The sequence below is a fragment of the Neorhizobium sp. USDA 3394 genome, assembly GCF_056280385.1.
Genome location: NZ_JBWCDU010000001.1, coordinates 3,007,362 through 3,026,919 on the forward strand (window position 1 = coordinate 3,007,362; position 19,558 = coordinate 3,026,919).

Below are 19,558 nucleotides of genomic sequence, written 5' to 3' on the forward strand. Positions count from 1 at the left end.
CAGAACTCAGAGCGCGGCGCGGACTGCCTCAACGATCCTGGCGATCCGCGGATCCTGCTCGTGGCCCGGCTTGCGGGCCCTGACCAGGCAGGCCTCGGATTTCAGGATCACTCCATCCGAGAGGATCTTCAGGTGGTTGGCCCTGAGCGTCGATCCCGTCGAGGTGATATCGACGATGATATCCGCCTGGCCGGCGGCCGGCGCGCCTTCCGTGGCGCCGAGGCTTTCGACGATGCGGTAGAGCTGGATGCCGTGCTGGCTCGAAAAGAACTGCTGCGTCAGCCGCCAGTATTTGGTGGCGATGGCCAGCCGGCGGCCATGACGGGCGCGAAAATCCGCCGCCACGTCACCGAGGTCGGCCATGGTTTCGACGTCGAGCCAGATTTCCGGCACCGCGACGACCACATCCGCCTGGCCGAAGCCAAGACGGGCGCAGAATTCCACCCGTCCGTCGGCGCCGGCCATGCCTTCGCGTACCAGGTCCTCGCCAGTGACGCCGAAATCGACGGCGCCGCTGGCCAATTCACGGGCGATCTCGGAGGCCGAGAGATAGGCGATCTCGACGCCTTCCATGCCCTCGATGCGGCCGCGATAGGAGCGGTCGTTGCCGACTGCGGAAATGGCAAGCCCGGCGCGTTCGAAGACCGCGGCGGTATCTTCCTTGATACGGCCCTTGGAGGGCAAAGCGATGGTGATCGTGCTCATCTGGATGCCCTCGCGGCTTCAATCCGGTCGAGCCAGAGCGAGAAACCGACAGCCGGGATGTGCTCCTTTGCGCCGAGCAGGGTCAGCAGCCGGTCGAAGCGGCCGCCGCCGGCAAGCACTGCCGACGACCCGGCTTCGGTCACTTCGAAAACGAGACCAGTATAATAATCGAGCGGACGGCCGAAGGCGGCGCGGTAGGTCATGGCCGAAAGATCGGCACCGGCATTGGCGAGTGCCGCCAGCCGGGCATCGAAGCGGGACACGGCGGGGCCGAGCTTCAGGCCGGCGGCATCGGCAAAGCCGGCCAAGGCGGCGGGCGCTTCGGCGAGCGGCAATTGCAGCGTCAGGAACTCGCGCAGCAGAAGCAGAGCAGTCCCGTCGAGCCGGGTTTCGGCCAATTCGAGCTTTTCCTTGAGCCTTCTCGCGATCTCGGTCGGCGAACGGCTGGCATTGGTGGAATAACCGGTTTCCTGCATGGTGCGGTCGATGCGGGCCACGAGGTCAGCCTCGTTGTCCGAAGCGATCAGTTCGGCGATCTCCGGATCGAGACCGGTGACCGGCTGCGGCTTGGCGAGCCGTTCCAAGAGCGCTTCGAGATGGGCCATGTCGCCGAACGCATGGATCAGCCGCCGCTGCCAGCCGAACGGCAGGCCGAGCGCGTTGACCACCGCCTCGAACACCGCCTGGTCGCCGAGCGTGAGCGCGAGCTTGCGGCCGGGCAGCAGCGCTTTCAGGATGCCGGTCGCGTCACCCATGGCGCGGGCGTCGGAACTGGCGATGTCCTTGTCGCCGAGATCCTCGATGCCGGCCTGGTAGAATTCGTGCGAACCCTCGCGGCGTTGACGGAAAACCTCGCCGAGATACGAATAACGTTTAGGGGTGCCGGTCGCCGTTTCGATGTGGCGCAGACAGACGGGAATGGTGAATTCCGGCCGCAGGCAGAGATTGGCGCCGGTCTCGCTCTCGGTGAGGAAAATGCGACGGCGCAGATCCTCGCCGGCCATGTCGAGGAAGGGCTCGGCCGGCTGGATGACCGGTGTGTTGACCCGCTCGGTGCGGCGGGCGGCAAATTCGGCGAGCAGGTCGGCGGAGAAGTCGGGCATGTCGATCAGGGGCATGGGATCGCTCCCACCGTGCCACGAAGCCCCCCTCTGCCCTGCCGGGCATCTCCCCCTCGGGTGGGGAGATCACAAGCGGCATGACCGCCATTTCCAAAGCGGCGCAGCGGAAAGTGGGACATCAAAGAGGAAACGAGGTGCGAGCCGCCAGCCAATCTCCCCCCTTGAGGGGGAGATGTCCGGCAGGACAGAGGGGGGTAAGCCTCACGCATCGCCCGCCCTTTTCCGATCCTCCGCCTGAGCCGCCAGGATCTCCTTCACCTTGGCGACCAGATCCGCCTCGGGAACGGTATCCTGCGCCACGCGCGCCTCGCGCCAGCTCGCATTGTCCTCGATCTCGCCGGAAAGGCGCTTGCCCTCGATCAGGTCCTTCAGCTGCACGACGCCCTGCGCCCGCTCGTCGCCGCCCTGGATGATGGCGATCGGGCAGCCGCGGCGGTCGGCATATTTCAGCTGGTTGCCGAATTTCTTCCAGTTGCCCTGGTACATTTCGGCGCGGATGCCTTCGTTGCGCAGCGCCTGGGTGAAGCGCTGGTAACGGCCCATGCTCTCGACATCGCCATCCATGACGGTGACCAGGACCGGAGCGATCACCTCGTCCTGGCCGAGCTTGCCGAGGTTCTTCAGCGCGGTCATCAGGCGCGAGACACCGATGGAAAAGCCCGTTGCCGGGACCGGTTGACCCATGAAGCGGGAGACGAGGCCATCGTACCGACCGCCGCCGCCGACCGAGCCGAACACGACTTTTTCACCCTTTTCATTGGTGACGTCGAAGGTGAGTTCGGCTTCGAAGACCGGGCCAGTGTAATATTCGAGGCCGCGGACGCAAGACGGGTCAATCTTGATCCGGCCGTCATTATAGCCAGCGTCTGTGATAAGCGACTCTATCAACTTGAGTTCGGCAAAGCCTTCCGTGGCGGCAGTACTTGCGTGAAGGCGGACATTTATTTCGTCAATTTTGGGTTTCGAACCTAGTCCCAGCACAAAGGGTTGGTTGGTAACGACCGCGATTACAAACTCGATAGTTTCATCGTCCAATCCGACCCCTTTGGTGACGTCGCCGGATTCATCCCTGCGGCCAGGTCCTAGCAGCAAAGCAACGCCCTTCGGACCGAACTTGTCGAGCTTATCAATCGCCCGTAACACGTTCAGCCGCTGGCCGGCCTTGTCGTCGCCGCCAAGCCCGATCGCCTCCATGACGCCGTCCAGAACCTTGCGGTTGTTCACCCGGATCACATAATCGCCGCGCGTGATGCCGAGGGCTTCCATCGTATCGGCCATCATCATGCACATTTCGGCATCCGCCTGGACGCCCGGCGCGCCGACCGTATCGGCGTCGAACTGCATGAACTGGCGGAAACGGCCCGGGCCCGGCTTCTCGTTGCGGAAGACGTAACCGGCGCGGTAGGTGCGGAACGGCAGCTGGATCTCGTTGAAATTCTCCGCGACATGGCGGGCGAGCGGCGCGGTCAGGTCGTAGCGCAGGCTCATCCACTGGTCGTCGTCGTCCTGCAGCGAAAACACGCCCTCGTTCGGGCGGTCGCTGTCGGGCAGGAATTTTCCGAGCGCATCGGTATATTCGAACAGCGGCGTCTCGACCGGATCGAAACCGTAGCGCTCGTAGACCTCGCGGATTTTCGCGGTCATCTCGTTGGTGGCATGGATATCGGCGGCGGAACGATCGACGAAGCCGCGCGGCAGGCGGGCTTTCAGTTTCTGAGGTTTCTTCTGCTTGTCGCTCATGATCGGAATTCCATTGCCAAAGGCCCCGGAGAGGCCGGATTTGTGTGCGGTTTCTTAGAGGATAGAGGCCGGAGCGGCAAGGGCGGCGGCTGGTGAAGAGGCGGGCACGATGCTATATATTGCCACGGCGAAAGGGCAAAGGCCATGAACAAGCGCGTCACGATCGAAATGCCGGAAGAGATGCACAGGCTGATTGCCGAATATGCGGCGCAAGCCGGCGCCGAGCCGGACGCCTATGTGAAGGAAGTCCTGGAACAGCATCTGGAAGACCTGCATGACATCGCTCTCGCGGAAGCCGCCATGGAGCGCATTCGCAATGGCGAGCGGGTCTATACCTGGGAGGAGATGGAGCGCGAGCTTGGTCTGGAAGATTGAGTTTCAGGCCGGCGCAATCAAGCAACTCAAGAAGATGGGACGTAGCGAGTCCGCTCGCATACGCGATTTCCTGCACACACGGATCAAGCCGCTCGAAAATCCGCGCCAGTTCGGAGCGGCCTTAGAAGGCCCCCGCTTTGATCACTTCTGGCGCTACCGCGTCGGCGACTACCGCATCATCTGCGACATTCAGGACCACAAGCTTGTCGTGCTGGTGATCGAAATCGGCCACCGCCGCGAGGTCTATCGCTAATTCATGCTCACCGAAGCTCTCCAATATGCCGCGACCTCGCTGGTCACGCCGAAGAAATTCCGCCCCTTCGTCCGCTCGTCCGTCAGCCTCTGGTCGCGGGCCGGGCGGTGCGCGAAGGATTGGGCAGCGCATGAGGAGAACTGCAAGACCTTCATTCGCGAGACGGTCGCCGGCATGAAGCAGCGGCGGACCTGCGTCGTGCTCGGCTCGGGCCTGCTGCGGGACGTGCCGATCGACGACCTCTCGGCGAAATTCGATACGGTGGTGCTGGTCGACCTCGTGCATCTGGCGAGCGTGCGGATGCGGCTGAACGCGAAACGGTTCGCGAATGTCCGGCTGATTTCGCGCGACCTCTCCGGCTTCGACGATGCGGTCGCAGCCAAAAATCCGGAGCCGCTGTCGTTCCTGCGGCAGGTGCCGTATCTCGATCTCGTCGTCTCGGCCAATATCCTGTCACAGATCGGGGTGGGATCGAAACGCAGGCTGGAGGCCGAGGATAATCCCGCACGAGGCGAGATCCTGCAGCGACTGGTCCGGGCGCATCTCGACGGCCTCGCCGCCCTGCCCTGCAAGACGGCCCTGATCACCGACACCGCCTATCGCGTCACCGATCGAGAGGGCCAGGTCCTGGAGGAGGCCGACCTGCTTTGCGGTGCGCCCGCACCGGCGGCGAAACGGGCCTGGACTTGGCCGGTCGCGCCTTATGGCGAACTCAGCAAGGAGTACCAGGCGGTGCATGACGTCATCGCCTTGTGATGTCGCCGCGGTTGATTTCCGCAAGGGCGACCGTAGATTCACGCCCTGCCGCCATCCCGATCGTCTTTGCCTGGGTCCTTTACGGGGCCATGCCGGCCGTCGGCATGCAAGTTCTGTCGGTCACGGAAAAGGAAAACCTATGCCTGCAAAAATCGCTCTCATGACCGCCGCCCTCTCTGTTCTCATGCTCGGCCCGCTCGCCGCGCAGGAGATGAAGGGAATGGATCACTCCAAGATGGGAATGCCGATGGGCGGCAGTCCGTCCACCAGGGCTTTCGAAGATGCGAATGCCAGGATGCACAAGGACATGGCGATCCAGTACTCGGGCGATGCGGATGTGGACTTCGTCCGCAGCATGATCCCGCATCATCAGGGCGGAATCGACATGGCCAAGATCGAGCTTGCCCATGGCAAGAACCCGGAAATCCGCAAGCTCGCCGAAGCCGTCATCAAGGCGCAGGAGGCTGAAATCGCCGAAATGCAGGCCTGGCTGAAGGCGCACGGCAAGTAAAAAGTCTCCGGAATCGATATCGGCCGGGCAGGCTTTCATCTTGCCTGGCGCACCCTTTTTCGCCATATCAGCGGATGGAGGCAGATCCATGCGCCCGATTACCGCCATCGGCTTCGATGCCGACGATACGCTCTGGCAGAACGAACAGTATTACCGGCTGACGGAGGAACACTTCACCAAGCTGCTCGGCGGGTTCGCCGAAGGCACGCATGTTGCCGAGCGACTGCTGGAAGCGGAAAAGCGCAATCTTTCCCATTACGGTTTCGGCATCAAAGGGTTCACCCTGTCGATGATCGAAACGGCGATCGAAATCACCGACGGCAAGGTGCCGACCAGGACGATCAGCGAGATCCTCGATATCGGCCGCGACCTGCTGCGCCATCCGGTCGAAACCCTGCCGCATGTGGAAGAGACGCTGGAGGCCTTGAACGGCGAATATCTGCTGGTGCTGATCACCAAGGGCGACCTTTTCGACCAGGAGCGCAAGCTCGCCCAATCGGGGCTCGGCGATTTCTTCGATGCGGTCGAGATCGTCAGCGAGAAGAACGCCACCACCTATCGCCGCATCTTCTCGAAGGTCGCGGACGGGCCTGAACGGGCGATGATGGTCGGCAATTCGCTGAAATCCGACATCGTGCCGGCGATCGCGGCCGGAAGCTACGGCGTATTCGTGCCGCACGCGCTGACCTGGGTTCTGGAACATGTGGACGCGCCGACCGACGCGCCACGCTTCCGCCAGATCGAACATCTGGGCGAGTTGGGATCTGTGCTGTCGGAAATTACGGGCGCGTGAACCTCAGCCTGAGTTCATCGACTTCGCGCCGGCAAAAGCATCCGTCGAGATGGTCGTTGACCATGCCCATCGCCTGCATGAAAGCGTAGACGGTGGTTGGCCCGACAAAGGTCCAGCCGCGTTTTTTCAGGGCTTTCGACAACGTCACCGACACCGGCGTGGTGGGGTTGGCCCTGAGGGTCGCAAGATCCATGACCTCCGGACGCTCGTGTGATCCCGGCTCGAAACTCCAGAAGAACTTTGCGAGCGAACCAAACTCGCGCTTGAGTTCGATGGCGCGGGCGGCGTTGTTGATGGTCGAGACGATCTTGCCGCGATGGCGGATGATGCCCGCGTCGGCGAGGCAGCGGGCGATATCCTCCTCGCCGAACTGCGCGACCTCAACGAAATCGAAACCGGCAAAGGCGGCCCGGAAATTCTCGCGCTTCCTCAGGATCGTCAGCCAGGACAGGCCGGACTGGAAACCTTCGAGGCAGATCTTCTCGAACAGGCGGATGTCGTCGGTCACCGGCCGGCCCCATTCCTCGTCGTGATAACGCCGGTAGTCCTCCAGGCCGCCATGCCAGGCGCAACGCCCCTTGCCGTCTTCGCCGACGATGATGCCCGCCTGGTCCATTCCCTGTCCCTTTGCCCTTGGGCCAAGCCCGCTTGTTAACGGCCTTTGCGCCGGGTTTATCACTGGTCAACCATGTTTCAAAACCGGGCGGTAACCCTGCCAAAAGGTTTATAGGCCGGCCGGCTTTGAATGTTCCACCCGTTTACCATTCGCTTTCACCTCGCGGTCACCATGTTCGTCAACACCGACGCCAAATTATCCAAGTGTTTGAGGGGCGTCCGGTCGGTGATTTGTAACGTGTGGATCCGATCATGAAAAAAAACCTTTTCCTGGCCTTCGGCCTTGCGGCTGCCCTATCGAATACTGCCCTCCCCGGTGCCGCGCTTGCCCAGGACCGCTATCGCGAGCGCCCGCCCGTGGTCGTCAGCCCCGATCTTGCCGCCCCGTGGGTGATGCAGCTCGCCGGGCCGAACGGCCGCCCGGTCGTCTATCCGCGTCAGGCCGCCCAGCAGCGTTCCATCTATCAGCAGCGCGAGCAGCAGCCGGTGGTTCGCCGCGGCATCTTCGACCGTTCGCCTGCGCAGCCGGTCGCCATGCGGCCGCAGCCGATCCGCAGCCAGATCGAACCGCAGTTCCTGCCGCAGACGGTCGCCTACGAAACCAAGGAAAAGGCCGGCACGATCATCATCGATACCAATAACCGCTTTCTCTATCTGGTGGCGGGCAATGGCCAGGCGCGGCGTTACGGCGTCGGCGTCGGCAAGCCGGGCTTCGAATGGGCAGGCGAGCACCGGGTGACCCGCAAGGCCGAGTGGCCGGACTGGACGCCGCCTTCCGAAATGATCCAGCGCGAAGCCGCCAAGGGGCACTACCTGCCGGCCCGCATGGAAGGCGGACCGGAAAACCCGCTCGGCGCCCGCGCCATGTATCTCGGCTCGACGCTCTACCGCATCCACGGCACCAACGCCCCATGGTCGATCGGCAGCGCCGTCTCTTCCGGCTGCATTCGCATGCGCAACGAAGATGTCACCGATCTCTACGAGCGGGTGAACATCGGCACCAAAGTCGTCGTCATGTAACGACGGCAATTGCCAAAAGGTGAGGCGGCGAAGACACAGTAGCGCCGCCTTTTTGCCATCACATCTTCTTTATTGCATCTATCCCGTCTTGCTTTGATGTCCGAGTCGGTTAGCCTTCGCCGTTCAACAGAGCGGAGAGGATTTGGGAATGAGGACAGGGGGAATGAGGGCAGGCAAGACCCTCGCGATGGCCGTGGGAATGGCTGGCGCGATCTTCTTTACGGCCGGACATGCAAGCGCAATCAGCCCGGCGGCAGCGCCTATCGAACGCCCTGCGGGCGACGTGACACTTGTCGCGATGCCACGGGAAGTTCCCGAACAGTTCAAGCGCCGTGTGGTGCGCTTCTCGACGACCGAGAAACCCGGCACGATCATCGTCGATACCAACAACAAGTTCCTCTATTATATCGAAGGCCCCAACCGGGCGACCCGCTACGGCATCGGCGTCGGGCGCGAAGGGTTCGGCTGGTCGGGCGTGGTCAATGTGGGCCGCAAGGCCGAGTGGCCCTCCTGGACGCCGCCGGCCGAGATGCGCGTTCGCGAACGCCGCGCCGGCCGGATTCTGCCGGCCGTGCAGGAAGGCGGCATCGACAACCCGCTCGGCGCCCGCGCCATGTATCTCTACAAGGGCGGCCGCGACACGATCTTCCGTATCCACGGCACCAACCAACCCTGGACGATCGGCCTCAACATGTCGTCAGGCTGCATCCGCATGATGAACAAGGATGTCGAGCATCTTTATTCGCGCGCCGACATCGGCACGAAGGTGATCGTCATCGGCCCCGGCAACCGGCAGGGGAACGTCGACTTCAAGGATCGCGGCATCGATATTTTCGGCACGATTTTCGGCGGCTGAGACATCTGGCCACATGTCAAAAAGGGCAGCAAAAGCTGCCCTTTTCAGTGGTTTAGAATTCGTTAACCATAAATCGCCTAGCTTCGTCGGCGACTGATGCAGAAAAAGCACAGACCGCCGATGCATCCGCCGCTAAACATTGAGTCATCAAAAAAGCCAACGTTCCTCCCTGCAGGCTGATTCATGCGCAAAATTCTTTCTTTCGCCTTCGCTTCCACGCTTCTCACCGCTGGTCTTGCTTATATTGCCCCGGCTCAAGCGGCTGACATGACACCAGCGAGCCCCGCCTATGTGGCTCCGGTTCACACCGGCGGATTTGAAATCTCCGGTTACGGGGGTTACCAGTTCGCGCCGCACTCCGACGTCGACGTCTCGGACGGACCTGATTTCGCTGCCGGCTGGGATACCAAGCCCTTCGCGATGCCGCCCTACTGGGGCGTCCGCGGCACCTACTGGTTCGATGGCGGCGCCCTGACGAACTGGGGTATCTCGCTCGATTACACCCACGCCAAGGTTTATGCAGACGACGAAAGCATGGCCAAGGCCGGTGGCTGGAGCGTCTTCGAATTCACCGACGGCCTGAACCTGCTGACGGTCAACGCGCTCTACAAGTTCCCGATCGAAGGCAGCAAGTGGACGCCTTATGTCGGCGCCGGTGTCGGTATCAACGTGCCGCATGTCGAAGTGACCCGCGCTTCCGGCCGCACCTTCGAATATCAGTTCGGCGGCGCGACGATCCAGGCCCAGGCCGGCGTGAAGTACCAGCTCACCGAAAAGTGGTCGATGTTCGCCGAATACAAGGGCAACTACTCGTTCGTGGATGTGGATATCGACAGCGGCGCTTCGCTGAAGACCAACATCCTGACGCACGCCATCAACCTCGGCGTCTCCTACAAGTTCTGAGGCTTCAGGCCTTTGACGAAAAAAGCCGGCGATTTCGCCGGCTTTTTTATTGGGCATCTTTATCTGGCCGGAACCTTTTCCGGCTTCGGGCCTCCATAAGCCCAGTCCAGAAGCTCCACCGTGTGCAGGATCGGGATCGCCGTCCCGGAGGCGATCTGGGTGATGCAGCCGATATTGCCGGTGGCGATCACGTCCGCCTTGGTGGCCTCGATATTCTTCACCTTGCGGGCCTTCAACTGCTCCGAGATCTCCGGCTGCAGGATATTGTAGGTGCCGGCCGACCCGCAGCACAGATGCCCCTCGCCCGGATCGCGGACGGTGAAGCCCGCCGCCTTCAGCAGGTTCTTCGGCGCCATGGTGATCTTCTGGCCGTGCTGCATCGAACAGGCGGAGTGATAGGCGACGTTGAGCCGTTTCGGCTCGAGCCTCGGCAGGTCGAGCGACGACAGATATTCGGTAATGTCCCTGGCGAGGCTCGATACCTTGGCCGCCTTTTCCGCATAAGCCGGGTCGAGCCTCAGCATGTGGCCGTAATCCTTGATCGTCGTGCCGCAGCCCGACGCGGTGATGATGATCGCATCGAGCCCCCCGTTATCGATCTCGCGCATCCAGACATCGACATTGCGGCGGGCAAAATCGAGCGCCTGTTCCTCGCGACCCATGTGGTGCACGAGCGCGCCACAGCAGCCCTCGCCCTCCGGCACCACGACTTCGATACCGAACCGGGCGAGAAGCCGGAGCGTGGCTTCGTTGATGCCCGGATCGAGCACCGGCTGGGCGCAGCCCGACAGGATGGCGACGCGGCCGCGCTTCTCGATCTCCGGAGCATGCGTGCCAGGCGGCGCCGAGCCTGAAACCCCGGCGACGGATTTCGGCGCGAGATCCAGCATTGCCCCCAGCGGCTTCAGCACTTGCACACGCTTCAGCAGCGGTGCGAAGGGACGGCCGAGCTTTGCGAGAGCGAGTGCCGCGCGGAAACGAGCGGGATAAGGCAGAACGGCGGCAAGCAGGTTGCGGATCAGGCGGTCGATCAGCGGGCGCCGGTAGGTATTCTCGATATGGATGCGGGCATGGTCGACCAGATGCATGTAGTCGACGCCGGAGGGACAGGTGGTGACGCAGGCAAGGCAGGAGAGACAGCGGTCGATATGGGTGACCACTTCCTCATCCGCCGGGCGGCCGTTTTCCAGCATGTCCTTGATCAGATAGATGCGGCCGCGCGGGCTGTCGAGTTCATTGCCGAGGGTGACGTAGGTGGGACAGGTGGCGGTGCAGAAGCCGCAATGGACGCAACGGCGGAGGATCTGCTCGGATTCGGCCACATGCGGGTCGGCGAGCTGGGCGAGGGTGAAGTTGGTTTGCATTTATTGGGTATCCCTCGCGGACATTGCATCTTCACCGACGGCTCTGCGTTTCGCCAGCCCCCCTCTGTCCTGCCGGACATCTCCCCCTCGAGGGGGGAGATCGGCAGGAAGCACGGACGTCATTTCCGTCAGTCCCGTCGAGATGGGCGAAACGTGGCTCCGATTCGATCTCCCCCCTTGAGGGGGAGATGTCCGGCAGGACAGAGGGGGGTATGCCGGGAACACTACCATTGCCGTATTCACCCCATCTTGCCCGGGCAAAAAATGCCGGCCGGGTCGAGCTTCTGTTTGACGCGCGCCGAGAGTGCCGCCACCGCATCCGGAGCCGGCTCGAAAGCCTGGGTTTGGGCGCGCACCGCATCCGATGCCCGCAGAAGCGTTGCGTGGCCGCCGCCGAGAGCGCGGATATAGCGGCGCAGCAAATCCGCTTCCGGGTCGGCCTCCATGCGCATCCAGACCAATCCGCCCTGCCAGTCGTAGAAGGCGTCGACACCGGTTTCGAGCCGGAGGGCGGCGACGAGCTGGTGGCCCGCGGATGGGGCGATCGAGACGCGCCAGACGGGTTTCAGCGTCCCATCGGAATAGGGATAGACATCGCGGATCTGGCGCCAGAGCGTTTGGCTTTCCTCCAAGCCTAACCGGGAGACCGGACCGAATGCCTCCATGACGGCCGCGAGCTTTTCGGCGCGCACGGAAACCGAGGCGGCAAGGCCTTCAAGGCGCAGGACGGTCGCCTCCCCGCTCGGCAAGGCACCACCGAGGAAACGGAACCGGACGGTCTGCGGCAGGTGGGCGGCGCCCGATACCTCGACGGGCAGCGCCATCGCCGCCGCCATCGCCTTGGCGGCCGCCGCGTCGTCGAGCCCGGAAATGACGATGGTCTCCGCGGTCTGCGGCACAGGCAACACCCGGAAGGTCACTTCGGTCAGGAAACCGAGCGTGCCTTGCGAGCCGGCGAGCAGCTTGACCAGATCAAGGCCGGTGACGTTCTTCATCACCCGTCCGCCGGCGCGGATCGCTTCGCCCCGGCCATTGATGAACCGGATGCCCAGCAGGCTGTCGCGGGCGGCGCCGGAGACGAAACGGCGCGGGCCGGAGACATTGGCGGCAAACACGCCGCCGATCGTCGGTTCGCCGAGCGTGCCCATGACGCCGCGATGGTCCATCGGCTCGAAAGCCATGATCTGCCGGTTGGCGGCAAGCGTCGCCTCGATCTCGGCGACCGGCGTACCGGCTTTGACCGTCATCACCATTTCCGCCGGCTCGTAGTCGACGATGCCGGAAAGGCCGGTCGAGTTCATCATTTCGGCTGGCTCTGCAGAGTTGCCGAAACCGGCGCGGGTATTGCCGCCGCATAGCGCGAGCTTCTTGCCGTCGTTCGCGGCGTTACGGATGATATAGGCGGCATCCGCCTCGGAATTCGGTATCAGCGTCATGCGGCAGGCCGTCCATCCAGCGGAAAGACCTTGGACGGGTTGAGTATCCAGTCTTCATCGAAAGCGTAGCGCACCGCCATCTGCTGGTTGAGGTCGGCCTCGGAATACTGGTGGCGCATCAGGTCGCGTTTCTCGATGCCGACGCCGTGCTCGCCGGTCAGGCAGCCACCGGCATCCACGCACAGTTTCAGGATCTCGTTGCCCGCCTCCTCGGCCCTGGCCGCATCCTCGGGATCGTTGGCGTTGAAGAGGATCAGCGGATGCATGTTGCCGTCGCCGGCGTGGAAAACGTTGGCAACCCGGAGCCCGAAACGGTCGATGATCTCGGAAGTCTTGTTGAGCACATAGGAGAGCTTGCCGAGCGGCACGGTGCCATCCATGCAGATGTAATCGGCGATGCGGCCCGTGGCGCCGAAGGCGGATTTGCGGCCTTTCCAGATCAGCGCCGCTTCGGTCGCCGACTGGCTTTCGCGCACGGTCTTGACGCCATGGCGGCCGGCGATCTCGACGATCGCCTTCAGCATCGCGTCCATTTCGGCCTCGGAACCCTCGACTTCGACGATCAGCAGCGCTTCCACATCGAGCGGATAACCCGCATGGGCGAATGCCTCGCAGATTTCGATCGCCGGCTTGTCCATGAATTCGATGGCGACCGGGATGATGCCTGAGCCGATGATGTCGGCGACGCAGGCACCCGCATGTTCGGACGTGTCAAAGCCGAACAGGACCGGGCGGGCACCTTCAGGCTTGGCGATCAGCCGCACCACGGCCTCGGTGACGATGCCGAGCTGGCCCTCGGAGCCGCAGACGAGGCCGAGCAGATCGTAACCTGCCGCATCCAGGTGCTTGCCGCCGAGCTCGATCACCGTGCCGTCGACCAGAACCATCTTCACGCCGAGCAGGTTATTGGTGGTGACACCGTATTTCAGACAGTGGGCGCCGCCCGAATTCATCCCGATATTGCCGCCGATCGTGCAGGCGAGCTGCGAGCTCGGATCCGGCGCATAGAAAAAGCCGTCGATGCCGACTGCTTCGGAAATGTTGAGGTTGGTGACGCCGGCCTGCACGGTGGCGGTGCGGTTGGCATAATCGACTTCGAGGATGCGCGACATCTTGGACAAGCCGAGCACGACCGCATCCTCCTGCGGGATGGCGCCGCCGGAAAGCGAGGTGCCGGCCCCGCGCGGCACGACCGGAATGCCGTAGCGATTGCAGTATTTCATCACCGCGGCCACCTGCGCCGTGGTCTTCGGCAGGGCGACAGCAAGCGGCAGGCGGCGGTAGGAGACGAACGCGTCCGTCTCGAACGGCACCAGCTCGCGCGCCTCGTGCACCAGGCATTCGGGCGGCAGAAGCTCGGTCAGGTCGGCGATGATCGCCGCCCGGCGCGACAGCACCGACTCGCGAGGCTTCAGAAAACTGATCGTATCGGCCACCGGCTCCTCCTAAAGACATTCAACTGGTATACTTTTTTTACCAGTGTTACAAGAAGCCCGAACGCCCGGCTGGCATCACCCGATTTGGAGACGGCAAAGTTGACGCATGAGCTTTTCGCGCCGGTGCCGCATGGTCGAACTGCGGACGAGGTCATCCTGCAGATCGAGAGCCTGATCCTCAACGGCGTGCTGCGCGACGGCGATCGCCTGCCCGGCGAGCGCGAGCTGGCGCAGCGGTTCGATGTTTCCCGGCCGATCCTGCGGGAGGCGCTGAAAGAGCTGGAAGCACGCGGGCTGCTGGTGAGCCAGCATGGCGGCGGCACTTACGTGGCCGATATCGTCGGCCAGATCTTCTCGCCGCCGCTGGTCTCCCTGATCCGCCGGCACCAGCGGGCGGTTCACGACTATCTGGAATATCGTCGCCAACTCGAAGGCATGACGGCGGAGCTTGCCGCCGAACGAGCGACCGACACCGACAAGCAACTCATCGAGCGCATTCTGGAGACGATGCGCAGTGCGCATCGGGACGGGCGTTTCGAGGACGAGCTGACAACCGACGTCGAATTCCACAATGCCATCGGCGATGCGGCGCACAACATCATTCTCATGCACACGCTGCGCGCCTGCTACCGGCTCCTCAGCGACGGGATCTTTTACAACCGCCGCATCATCTTCAATATCGGCGGCGCCCATGATGCCGTGATGACCCAACACGAGGCGATCGGGCGGGCGATACTGGACGGCAACCCCTCCAAGGCCAGACAGGCTGCGGAAGACCATATCGACTTCATCTCCAAGGTCACCAACGAGGCTGAACGCACGGGAGAATGGAGCAGAATCGCACAACTCAGGATGATCCAGACCAAGATCTGAGGCCATTTCTGCGGATGGCCGGACGTCATGCACAATTACAATTGAACACCTGTGCAAATTTCTATTGACGTGAAACCCATTGGCCTCACAATAGTTATCGCTTCCGTGGTGGTTATCCACCGTGATTCTTCTGAAAACAGGTCGCTGAGGGTCGTTAATCCTCGCGCAAGTATTATATTAGTAAATTACCATTTGCTGGAGGACTAAACAGAAATTGGGCTTTATGGATCGGGTTACGAGCAATCTACGGTTGATGCTGGAGCGGCCTCCGCGGCAGCAATATGCTGCGCTTTGCTACCGGATAAAAAAGAAGCCGGCTCAACTCGAGGTTCTCGTTGCGACCAGCCGCGATACCGGCCGCTGGGTCGTGCCCAAGGGCTGGCCGATGACCGACAAGAAAGCTCACCAGGTCGCCGAACGCGAGGCGTTCGAAGAAGTCGGCGTCAAGGGCAAGGTGGAAAAGGAACCGCTCGGTTTCTATCACTACCGCAAGACGCTCGATAACGGCCTGAAGATCCCCGTGCGGGTGCAGGTCCATGCGCTCGAAGTGGACGAATGCCTGAAAAGCTATCCGGAAAAAGGCTCTCGAACACTCGAATGGGTTTCCTGTGAAGAGGCCGCGATGCGCGTCAATGAGCCGGAACTGAAGATTCTCTTCCTGCAGTTCGCCGAACGGATGCAGCCGCGCGTTCCGCAGCTTGCAGTCAAAGCCGCAAGCTAAGGCGCTTCGAAGCATCTTCACAATTCTGCAACATTGCCTTCGCACGCGCGCGCTATTAAGCGGTAGGCCGTAATCTTTCTTCCCTGAGGCGGAGACGGCCGCAGTTCCGGTCTCGCGCCTCCCTTTTCACCCAAGGACGGAGATATGGGCCAAAGACGGCCGCGCCTGGCGAAGCCGACGCTCGACAAGGATCTGGAGAAATTCTCCTCTGTGGAGGAAGCCGCGCGGCAGATGTCGCGCGGGCTTGCCGCACCGGGCACGGCACTGCTGTTCATCATCCTCGTCGCCATCTTTGCCGCATCCTATGTGACCGGAAAGCCCGGTGCCGTTGTCGTCATCGCTGCGTCCGGCCTCGCCGCCTACATGGCGATGAACATCGGCGCCAATGACGTCACCAACAATATCGGCGCGGCAGTCGGCGCCCGCGCCATGACCATGACCTTCGGCCTCGGGCTCGCGGCAGTCTTCGAAGTGGCGGGTGCCGTACTCGCCGGTCGGGGCGTCGCCAATACGATCGCCAACGGCATCATGCAGGGCGGCATGATCAGTAGCCCCGACGTGCTGATATGGGCGATGATGGCGGCACTCCTGTCGGCCGCGGTGCTGATCAATGTCGCGACCTGGCTCGGCGCTCCGATTTCCACCACCCATTCGATCGTCGGCGGGGTCATGGGCGCCGGGATCGCGGCCGCCGGACTTTCCGCGGTGAACTGGGGCACGATCGCGGGCATCACGGCAAGCTGGGTCTTTTCGCCGATCTTCGGCGCCGTCATCGCCGCCGCCTTCCTATTCTTCGTCAAGGAAACCATCATCTACCGCGAGGACAAGGTCGCCGCGGCTAAAAAATGGGTGCCGGTGCTGATCGGCGTGATGACCGGCGCCTTTGCAGGCTATCTGGCGCTGCTCGGGCTGGGGGAACTGGTGGACGTGTCGGCGCCGGTTGCGACGCTGATCGCCCTCCTGACCGGCCTCGCTGCCTGGCGCCTGCTGATCCCGGTAATCGCCCGGCAGGCAGAGGGGCTCGAGAACCGCAATCAGTCGCTTCGCACGCTCTTCCGTATTCCGCTCATCCTTTCCGCCGCGCTGCTCTCGTTCGCGCATGGCGCCAATGACGTTTCCAACGCCATCGGTCCGCTTGCGGCGATCGTTTCTGCCGCGCAACGGGGTATTTCGACCGGCGTGCGTATTCCGCTCTGGGAACTGATCATCGGCGGTCTCGGGATCTCGCTCGGCCTGCTGCTCTATGGCCCGAAGCTGGTCCGGCTGGTCGGCGCCGAGATCACCAAACTCAATCCGATGCGCGCCTATTGCGTCTCGCTGTCGACGGCGCTGACGGTGATCGTTGCCTCCTGGATCGGGTTGCCGGTCTCCTCGACCCATATTGCCGTCGGCGCGGTGTTCGGTGTCGGCTTCTTCCGCGAATGGTATACCCGCCATTCCCGCCGCCGCTTCGAATACATGCGGGTGCGGGCCGGCAAGGATCTCGATACCACCGAGCCCTTCGAACGCAATGACGACGAACTGAAAAGGCGTTACCTGGTGCGGCGTTCGCATTTCCTCAGCATCATCGCAGCGTGGATGATCACCCTTCCGGCTGCCGCAACCCTTGCGGCGCTGATCGCCACGGCTATGTTCGCGCTGTTCGTCTAAAGCGTCGGGATCTTTCAGATCCGCCAGTGACGCTTTAGATCCTTGTTTTTTCGCATGTCGTCGTCGCAAAACCACTGCACACTTTTGCGCGACATGCTCTGGGCTTCGAGGTTTCCATGCGCGCCAATTTCCGGATGCAGAGGCTGTTCATCGAGGCGCCGCTTGGCACCGGTGCCCGCCATGAGGTCTCGTCGGAGCAGTTCAACTATCTCGCCAACGTGCTGAGGATGGAGGAAGGGTCGGCAATTCTGCTTTTCAACGGCCGCGACGGCGAATGGAAGGCGAAGATCACCTATCCGACCCGCAAGAAGATCGTGCTGGAGGCGATCGAGGAAACCCGGCCACAGCCGCCGGCCTCCGACCTGCATTATCTCTTCGCGCCCCTGAAGGTCGGTCGTCTCGACTATCTGGTGCAGAAGGCGGTCGAGATGGGTGCGGGGTTCATTCAACCGGTGATGACCCAGCATGTGCAGGGCAAGATCACCAGCATGGACCGGCTTCAGGCGAATGTGGTCGAGGCCGCCGAGCAGTGCGGCATTTTGTCGGTGCCGGAAGTCGCGCCGCCGAAAAAGCTCGGCGACCTGCTCGACACCTGGCCCCACGATCGGCGCATCATCTTCTGCGACGAAGGAGATGAGGGCCAGAATCCGCTGCCAATCCTTTCGGCGGTCAAGGAAAGCAAGCTGGCGCTGCTGGTCGGCCCGGAAGGCGGATTTTCGGAAGAGGAAAGGGAAAGGCTGCGGTCGCTTTCCTTCGTCACCGCGATACCGCTCGGGCCTCGGATATTAAGGGCGGATACGGCCGCGGTCGCAGCGCTTGCTGTCATTCAGGCTGCGGTCGGCGACTGGCGGTAACCCGCTTGACATGACGGTCTTGAAATTCTGAATCTATCTTGAAAGAAATTCACTTGCAGCGCACATCAATCCGGTCCAATCAGCCGGCTATCCGTCCATATCAGGCATTCCGAGCAAGGTAATTTTCATGGCCCGCGATACGACCGACCAGACACCGCTTACCTCGGTGTCCGAGCTTTCCGCCTACCTGGCGAAGGGACCGCGGCCCAAGGAAGATTTCCGGATCGGCACGGAGCATGAAAAATTCGCCTTTTTCCGCGCGGACAACAGCCCTGTCCCCTATTTCGGCGACGCCAGCATTTCCGCCCTGCTCAAGGGCATGGAAAAGAAGCTCGGCTGGGAGCCGATCCTCGACGGCGAAAACATCATCGGGCTCGGCGAGCAGTCTGGAATGGGCGCGATCTCGATCGAGCCAGGTGGGCAGTTCGAGCTTTCCGGTGCGCCGCTCGAGACCATTCACGAGACCTGTCGGGAATCGAACAAGCATCTCGCTGTTCTGCGCGAGATCGCCGAACCGATGGGCATCCGTTTCCTCGGCATCGGCGGCAGCCCGAAATGGACGCTCGCGGAAACCCCGCGCATGCCGAAATCCCGCTACGAGATCATGACGCGCTACATGCCGAAGGTCGGTGCGAAGGGCCTCGACATGATGTACCGCACCTGCACGATCCAGGTGAACCTCGACTTCTCCTCGGAAGCGGACATGGCCGCCAAGATGCGCGTGTCGATGAAGCTGCAGTCGATCGCAACTGCGCTGTTTGCGTCCTCCCCGTTCACCGAGGGCAAGCCGAACGGGCTCGTCTCCTGGCGCGGCGACATCTGGCGCGATACCGACAACCAGCGCTCCGGCGTATTGCCCTTCGTCTTCAGACAAGACTTCGGGTTCGCGGACTACGTGGAATGGGCGCTGGACGTGCCGATGTATTTCATCGTCCGCGACGGCAAGTATCACGACTGCACGCATGTCACCTTCCGCCAGTTCATGAACGGCGCGCTGAAAGGCGAGGTCAAGGACTGGGAACCGACGATGGGGGACTGGACCAACCACCTTTCCACCCTCTTCCCAGACGTTCGCCTGAAGCGCTTCCTCGAAATGCGCGGCGCCGATGGCGGCCCGTGGCGGCGGATCTGCGCGCTGCCGGCCTTCTGGGTCGGCCTGCTTTATGACGACACGGCGCTTGCCGATGCGGAAACGCTGACGGCCGACTGGACGGTCGAGGATGTCATTGCGATGCGCGATGCCGTGCCGGCAAAGGGTTTGAAGGCCGAGATCAAGGGCAAGCCGGTGCTCGATATCGCCCGCGAGGCGGTGGCGATCTCCAAGGCAGGTTTGAAGGCCCGGGCGCGGCTGAACGGCGAAGGCCAGGACGAGAGCATCTTCCTGCAACCGCTCGACGAAGTGCTCGCCAAGAAGACGACCATGGCGGATGACATGCTGTCGCTCTACCATGGCCGCTGGAACGGTTCGGTCGACCCGGTGTTCGAGGAATACCAATACTGACCCTAGATTGAGATCGGTTCTAAAAACCGGTTTCCGTTCAGCACTTTCCGGATATAGTGGTGCATCACCCGAACC

The 19,558-nt window shown here is 62.4% G+C and carries 20 protein-coding genes; 13 read left to right on the forward strand and 7 right to left on the reverse strand.

The genetic code is table 11. The features are described 5' to 3' along the window. Positions 1-6: 6 nt before the first annotated feature. The 3 genes from hisG to hisS all read right to left on the reverse strand — a co-directional run bounded on the left by hisG (position 7) and on the right by hisS (position 3,566). Positions 7-705, reverse strand: coding sequence for an ATP phosphoribosyltransferase (gene hisG / locus ACZ9EJ_RS14840; RefSeq protein WP_046640977.1), 699 nt, complete (start codon positions 703-705; stop codon positions 7-9). Then, positions 702-1,823 (reverse strand): ATP phosphoribosyltransferase regulatory subunit, encoded by a 1,122-nt coding sequence (locus ACZ9EJ_RS14845; RefSeq protein ID WP_046640976.1) that lies wholly within the window; start codon positions 1,821-1,823, stop codon positions 702-704. Before ACZ9EJ_RS14845 ends, hisG begins: the two co-directional genes overlap by 4 nt. A gap of 204 nt (positions 1,824-2,027) precedes the next feature. Beyond that, positions 2,028-3,566, reverse strand: coding sequence for a histidine--tRNA ligase (hisS, locus tag ACZ9EJ_RS14850; RefSeq protein WP_046640975.1), 1,539 nt, complete (start codon positions 3,564-3,566; stop codon positions 2,028-2,030). 144 nt (positions 3,567-3,710) lie between these two features. On the opposite strand from hisS, the gene relB reads away from it, so the two are divergent. The 5 genes from relB to ACZ9EJ_RS14875 all read left to right on the forward strand — a co-directional run bounded on the left by relB (position 3,711) and on the right by ACZ9EJ_RS14875 (position 6,254). Continuing rightward, complete coding sequence (gene relB / locus ACZ9EJ_RS14855; RefSeq protein ID WP_052754031.1) at positions 3,711-3,941, forward strand: type II toxin-antitoxin system RelB family antitoxin; 231 nt, start codon at positions 3,711-3,713, stop codon at positions 3,939-3,941. After that, positions 3,925-4,194: a type II toxin-antitoxin system RelE family toxin gene (locus ACZ9EJ_RS14860; protein WP_046628472.1), complete on the forward strand. Its 270-nt coding sequence runs from the start codon at positions 3,925-3,927 to the stop codon at positions 4,192-4,194. Before relB ends, ACZ9EJ_RS14860 begins: the two co-directional genes overlap by 17 nt. A 3-nt stretch (positions 4,195-4,197) precedes the next feature. After that, complete coding sequence (locus ACZ9EJ_RS14865; protein WP_046640974.1) at positions 4,198-4,950, forward strand: hypothetical protein; 753 nt, start codon at positions 4,198-4,200, stop codon at positions 4,948-4,950. 139 nt (positions 4,951-5,089) lie between these two features. Beyond that, positions 5,090-5,461: a CopM family metallochaperone gene (gene copM, locus ACZ9EJ_RS14870; RefSeq protein WP_046640973.1), complete on the forward strand. Its 372-nt coding sequence runs from the start codon at positions 5,090-5,092 to the stop codon at positions 5,459-5,461. A gap of 88 nt (positions 5,462-5,549) precedes the next feature. Then, entirely contained in the window at positions 5,550-6,254 is a 705-nt protein-coding gene (locus ACZ9EJ_RS14875; protein ID WP_046628462.1) for an HAD family hydrolase, read from the forward strand. Here the strand turns inward: ACZ9EJ_RS14875 and ACZ9EJ_RS14880 are convergent. Beyond that, positions 6,241-6,870, reverse strand: a complete 630-nt coding sequence (locus ACZ9EJ_RS14880) for a DNA-3-methyladenine glycosylase I (RefSeq protein ID WP_046640972.1) — start codon at positions 6,868-6,870, stop codon at positions 6,241-6,243. The two genes, ACZ9EJ_RS14875 and ACZ9EJ_RS14880, sit on opposite strands and share 14 nt — an antisense overlap. A 248-nt stretch (positions 6,871-7,118) precedes the next feature. Here ACZ9EJ_RS14880 and ACZ9EJ_RS14885 point away from each other — a divergent pair, with 248 nt between their 5' ends. The 3 genes from ACZ9EJ_RS14885 (at position 7,119) to ACZ9EJ_RS14895 (ending at position 9,648) form a co-directional block, all read left to right on the forward strand. Further along, complete coding sequence (locus ACZ9EJ_RS14885) at positions 7,119-7,889, forward strand: L,D-transpeptidase family protein (protein WP_255736016.1); 771 nt, start codon at positions 7,119-7,121, stop codon at positions 7,887-7,889. Between the two features lie 163 nt (positions 7,890-8,052). After that, on the forward strand, positions 8,053-8,745 hold the full coding sequence (locus ACZ9EJ_RS14890) for a L,D-transpeptidase (RefSeq protein WP_046628459.1): 693 nt from the start codon (positions 8,053-8,055) through the stop codon (positions 8,743-8,745). Between the two features lie 183 nt (positions 8,746-8,928). Continuing rightward, entirely contained in the window at positions 8,929-9,648 is a 720-nt protein-coding gene (locus ACZ9EJ_RS14895; RefSeq protein WP_255735981.1) for an outer membrane protein, read from the forward strand. A gap of 59 nt (positions 9,649-9,707) precedes the next feature. Here the strand turns inward: ACZ9EJ_RS14895 and glcF are convergent, their stop codons facing one another. The 3 genes from glcF to ACZ9EJ_RS14910 form a co-directional block, all read right to left on the reverse strand. Beyond that, positions 9,708-11,012 carry a glycolate oxidase subunit GlcF gene (gene glcF / locus ACZ9EJ_RS14900; protein WP_046628457.1) on the reverse strand — a complete coding sequence of 435 codons (1,305 nt, stop codon included), beginning with the start codon at positions 11,010-11,012 and terminating at the stop codon, positions 9,708-9,710. Positions 11,013-11,251: 239 nt separating this feature from the next. Further along, complete coding sequence (locus ACZ9EJ_RS14905) at positions 11,252-12,448, reverse strand: FAD-binding protein (RefSeq protein WP_046628455.1); 1,197 nt, start codon at positions 12,446-12,448, stop codon at positions 11,252-11,254. Further along, complete coding sequence (locus ACZ9EJ_RS14910; protein ID WP_046628453.1) at positions 12,445-13,884, reverse strand: FAD-linked oxidase C-terminal domain-containing protein; 1,440 nt, start codon at positions 13,882-13,884, stop codon at positions 12,445-12,447. Before ACZ9EJ_RS14910 ends, ACZ9EJ_RS14905 begins: the two co-directional genes overlap by 4 nt. Positions 13,885-13,983: 99 nt before the next feature. Between ACZ9EJ_RS14910 and ACZ9EJ_RS14915 the strand changes: the two genes are divergently transcribed. The 5 genes from ACZ9EJ_RS14915 (at position 13,984) to ACZ9EJ_RS14935 (ending at position 19,483) form a co-directional block, all read left to right on the forward strand. Continuing rightward, complete coding sequence (locus ACZ9EJ_RS14915; RefSeq protein ID WP_046628451.1) at positions 13,984-14,757, forward strand: FadR/GntR family transcriptional regulator; 774 nt, start codon at positions 13,984-13,986, stop codon at positions 14,755-14,757. 214 nt (positions 14,758-14,971) lie between these two features. Further along, positions 14,972-15,478, forward strand: coding sequence for an NUDIX hydrolase (locus tag ACZ9EJ_RS14920; protein ID WP_251089438.1), 507 nt, complete (start codon positions 14,972-14,974; stop codon positions 15,476-15,478). 144 nt (positions 15,479-15,622) lie between these two features. After that, entirely contained in the window at positions 15,623-17,128 is a 1,506-nt protein-coding gene (locus ACZ9EJ_RS14925) for an inorganic phosphate transporter (RefSeq protein ID WP_046640971.1), read from the forward strand. A 116-nt stretch (positions 17,129-17,244) separates the two neighbouring features. Continuing rightward, a complete protein-coding gene (locus tag ACZ9EJ_RS14930) occupies positions 17,245-17,982 on the forward strand; it encodes a 16S rRNA (uracil(1498)-N(3))-methyltransferase (protein WP_046628447.1) in 738 nt (245 codons plus the stop codon). A gap of 127 nt (positions 17,983-18,109) precedes the next feature. Next, positions 18,110-19,483 carry a glutamate--cysteine ligase gene (locus ACZ9EJ_RS14935; RefSeq protein ID WP_046640970.1) on the forward strand — a complete coding sequence of 458 codons (1,374 nt, stop codon included), beginning with the start codon at positions 18,110-18,112 and terminating at the stop codon, positions 19,481-19,483. The last annotated feature ends 75 nt before the right edge of the window (positions 19,484-19,558 follow it).

What these genes read in the sequence shown, in the direction of transcription:
- relB (WP_052754031.1), top strand. Translation starts at nt 3,711, where the DNA reads ATGAACAAGCGCGTCACGATCGAAATGCCGGAAGAGATGCACAGGCTG.
- ACZ9EJ_RS14930 (WP_046628447.1), top strand. Translation starts at nt 17,245, where the DNA reads ATGCGCGCCAATTTCCGGATGCAGAGGCTGTTCATCGAGGCGCCGCTT.
- ACZ9EJ_RS14845 (WP_046640976.1), bottom strand. Translation starts at nt 1,823, where the DNA reads ATGCCCCTGATCGACATGCCCGACTTCTCCGCCGACCTGCTCGCCGAA.
- ACZ9EJ_RS14925 (WP_046640971.1), top strand. Translation starts at nt 15,623, where the DNA reads ATGGGCCAAAGACGGCCGCGCCTGGCGAAGCCGACGCTCGACAAGGAT.
- copM (WP_046640973.1), top strand. Translation starts at nt 5,090, where the DNA reads ATGCCTGCAAAAATCGCTCTCATGACCGCCGCCCTCTCTGTTCTCATG.
- ACZ9EJ_RS14935 (WP_046640970.1), top strand. Translation starts at nt 18,110, where the DNA reads ATGGCCCGCGATACGACCGACCAGACACCGCTTACCTCGGTGTCCGAG.
- ACZ9EJ_RS14895 (WP_255735981.1), top strand. Translation starts at nt 8,929, where the DNA reads ATGCGCAAAATTCTTTCTTTCGCCTTCGCTTCCACGCTTCTCACCGCT.
- ACZ9EJ_RS14880 (WP_046640972.1), bottom strand. Translation starts at nt 6,870, where the DNA reads ATGGACCAGGCGGGCATCATCGTCGGCGAAGACGGCAAGGGGCGTTGC.
- ACZ9EJ_RS14890 (WP_046628459.1), top strand. Translation starts at nt 8,053, where the DNA reads ATGAGGGCAGGCAAGACCCTCGCGATGGCCGTGGGAATGGCTGGCGCG.
- hisS (WP_046640975.1), bottom strand. Translation starts at nt 3,566, where the DNA reads ATGAGCGACAAGCAGAAGAAACCTCAGAAACTGAAAGCCCGCCTGCCG.
- hisG (WP_046640977.1), bottom strand. Translation starts at nt 705, where the DNA reads ATGAGCACGATCACCATCGCTTTGCCCTCCAAGGGCCGTATCAAGGAA.
- glcF (WP_046628457.1), bottom strand. Translation starts at nt 11,012, where the DNA reads ATGCAAACCAACTTCACCCTCGCCCAGCTCGCCGACCCGCATGTGGCC.
- ACZ9EJ_RS14905 (WP_046628455.1), bottom strand. Translation starts at nt 12,448, where the DNA reads ATGACGCTGATACCGAATTCCGAGGCGGATGCCGCCTATATCATCCGT.
- ACZ9EJ_RS14865 (WP_046640974.1), top strand. Translation starts at nt 4,198, where the DNA reads ATGCTCACCGAAGCTCTCCAATATGCCGCGACCTCGCTGGTCACGCCG.
- ACZ9EJ_RS14875 (WP_046628462.1), top strand. Translation starts at nt 5,550, where the DNA reads ATGCGCCCGATTACCGCCATCGGCTTCGATGCCGACGATACGCTCTGG.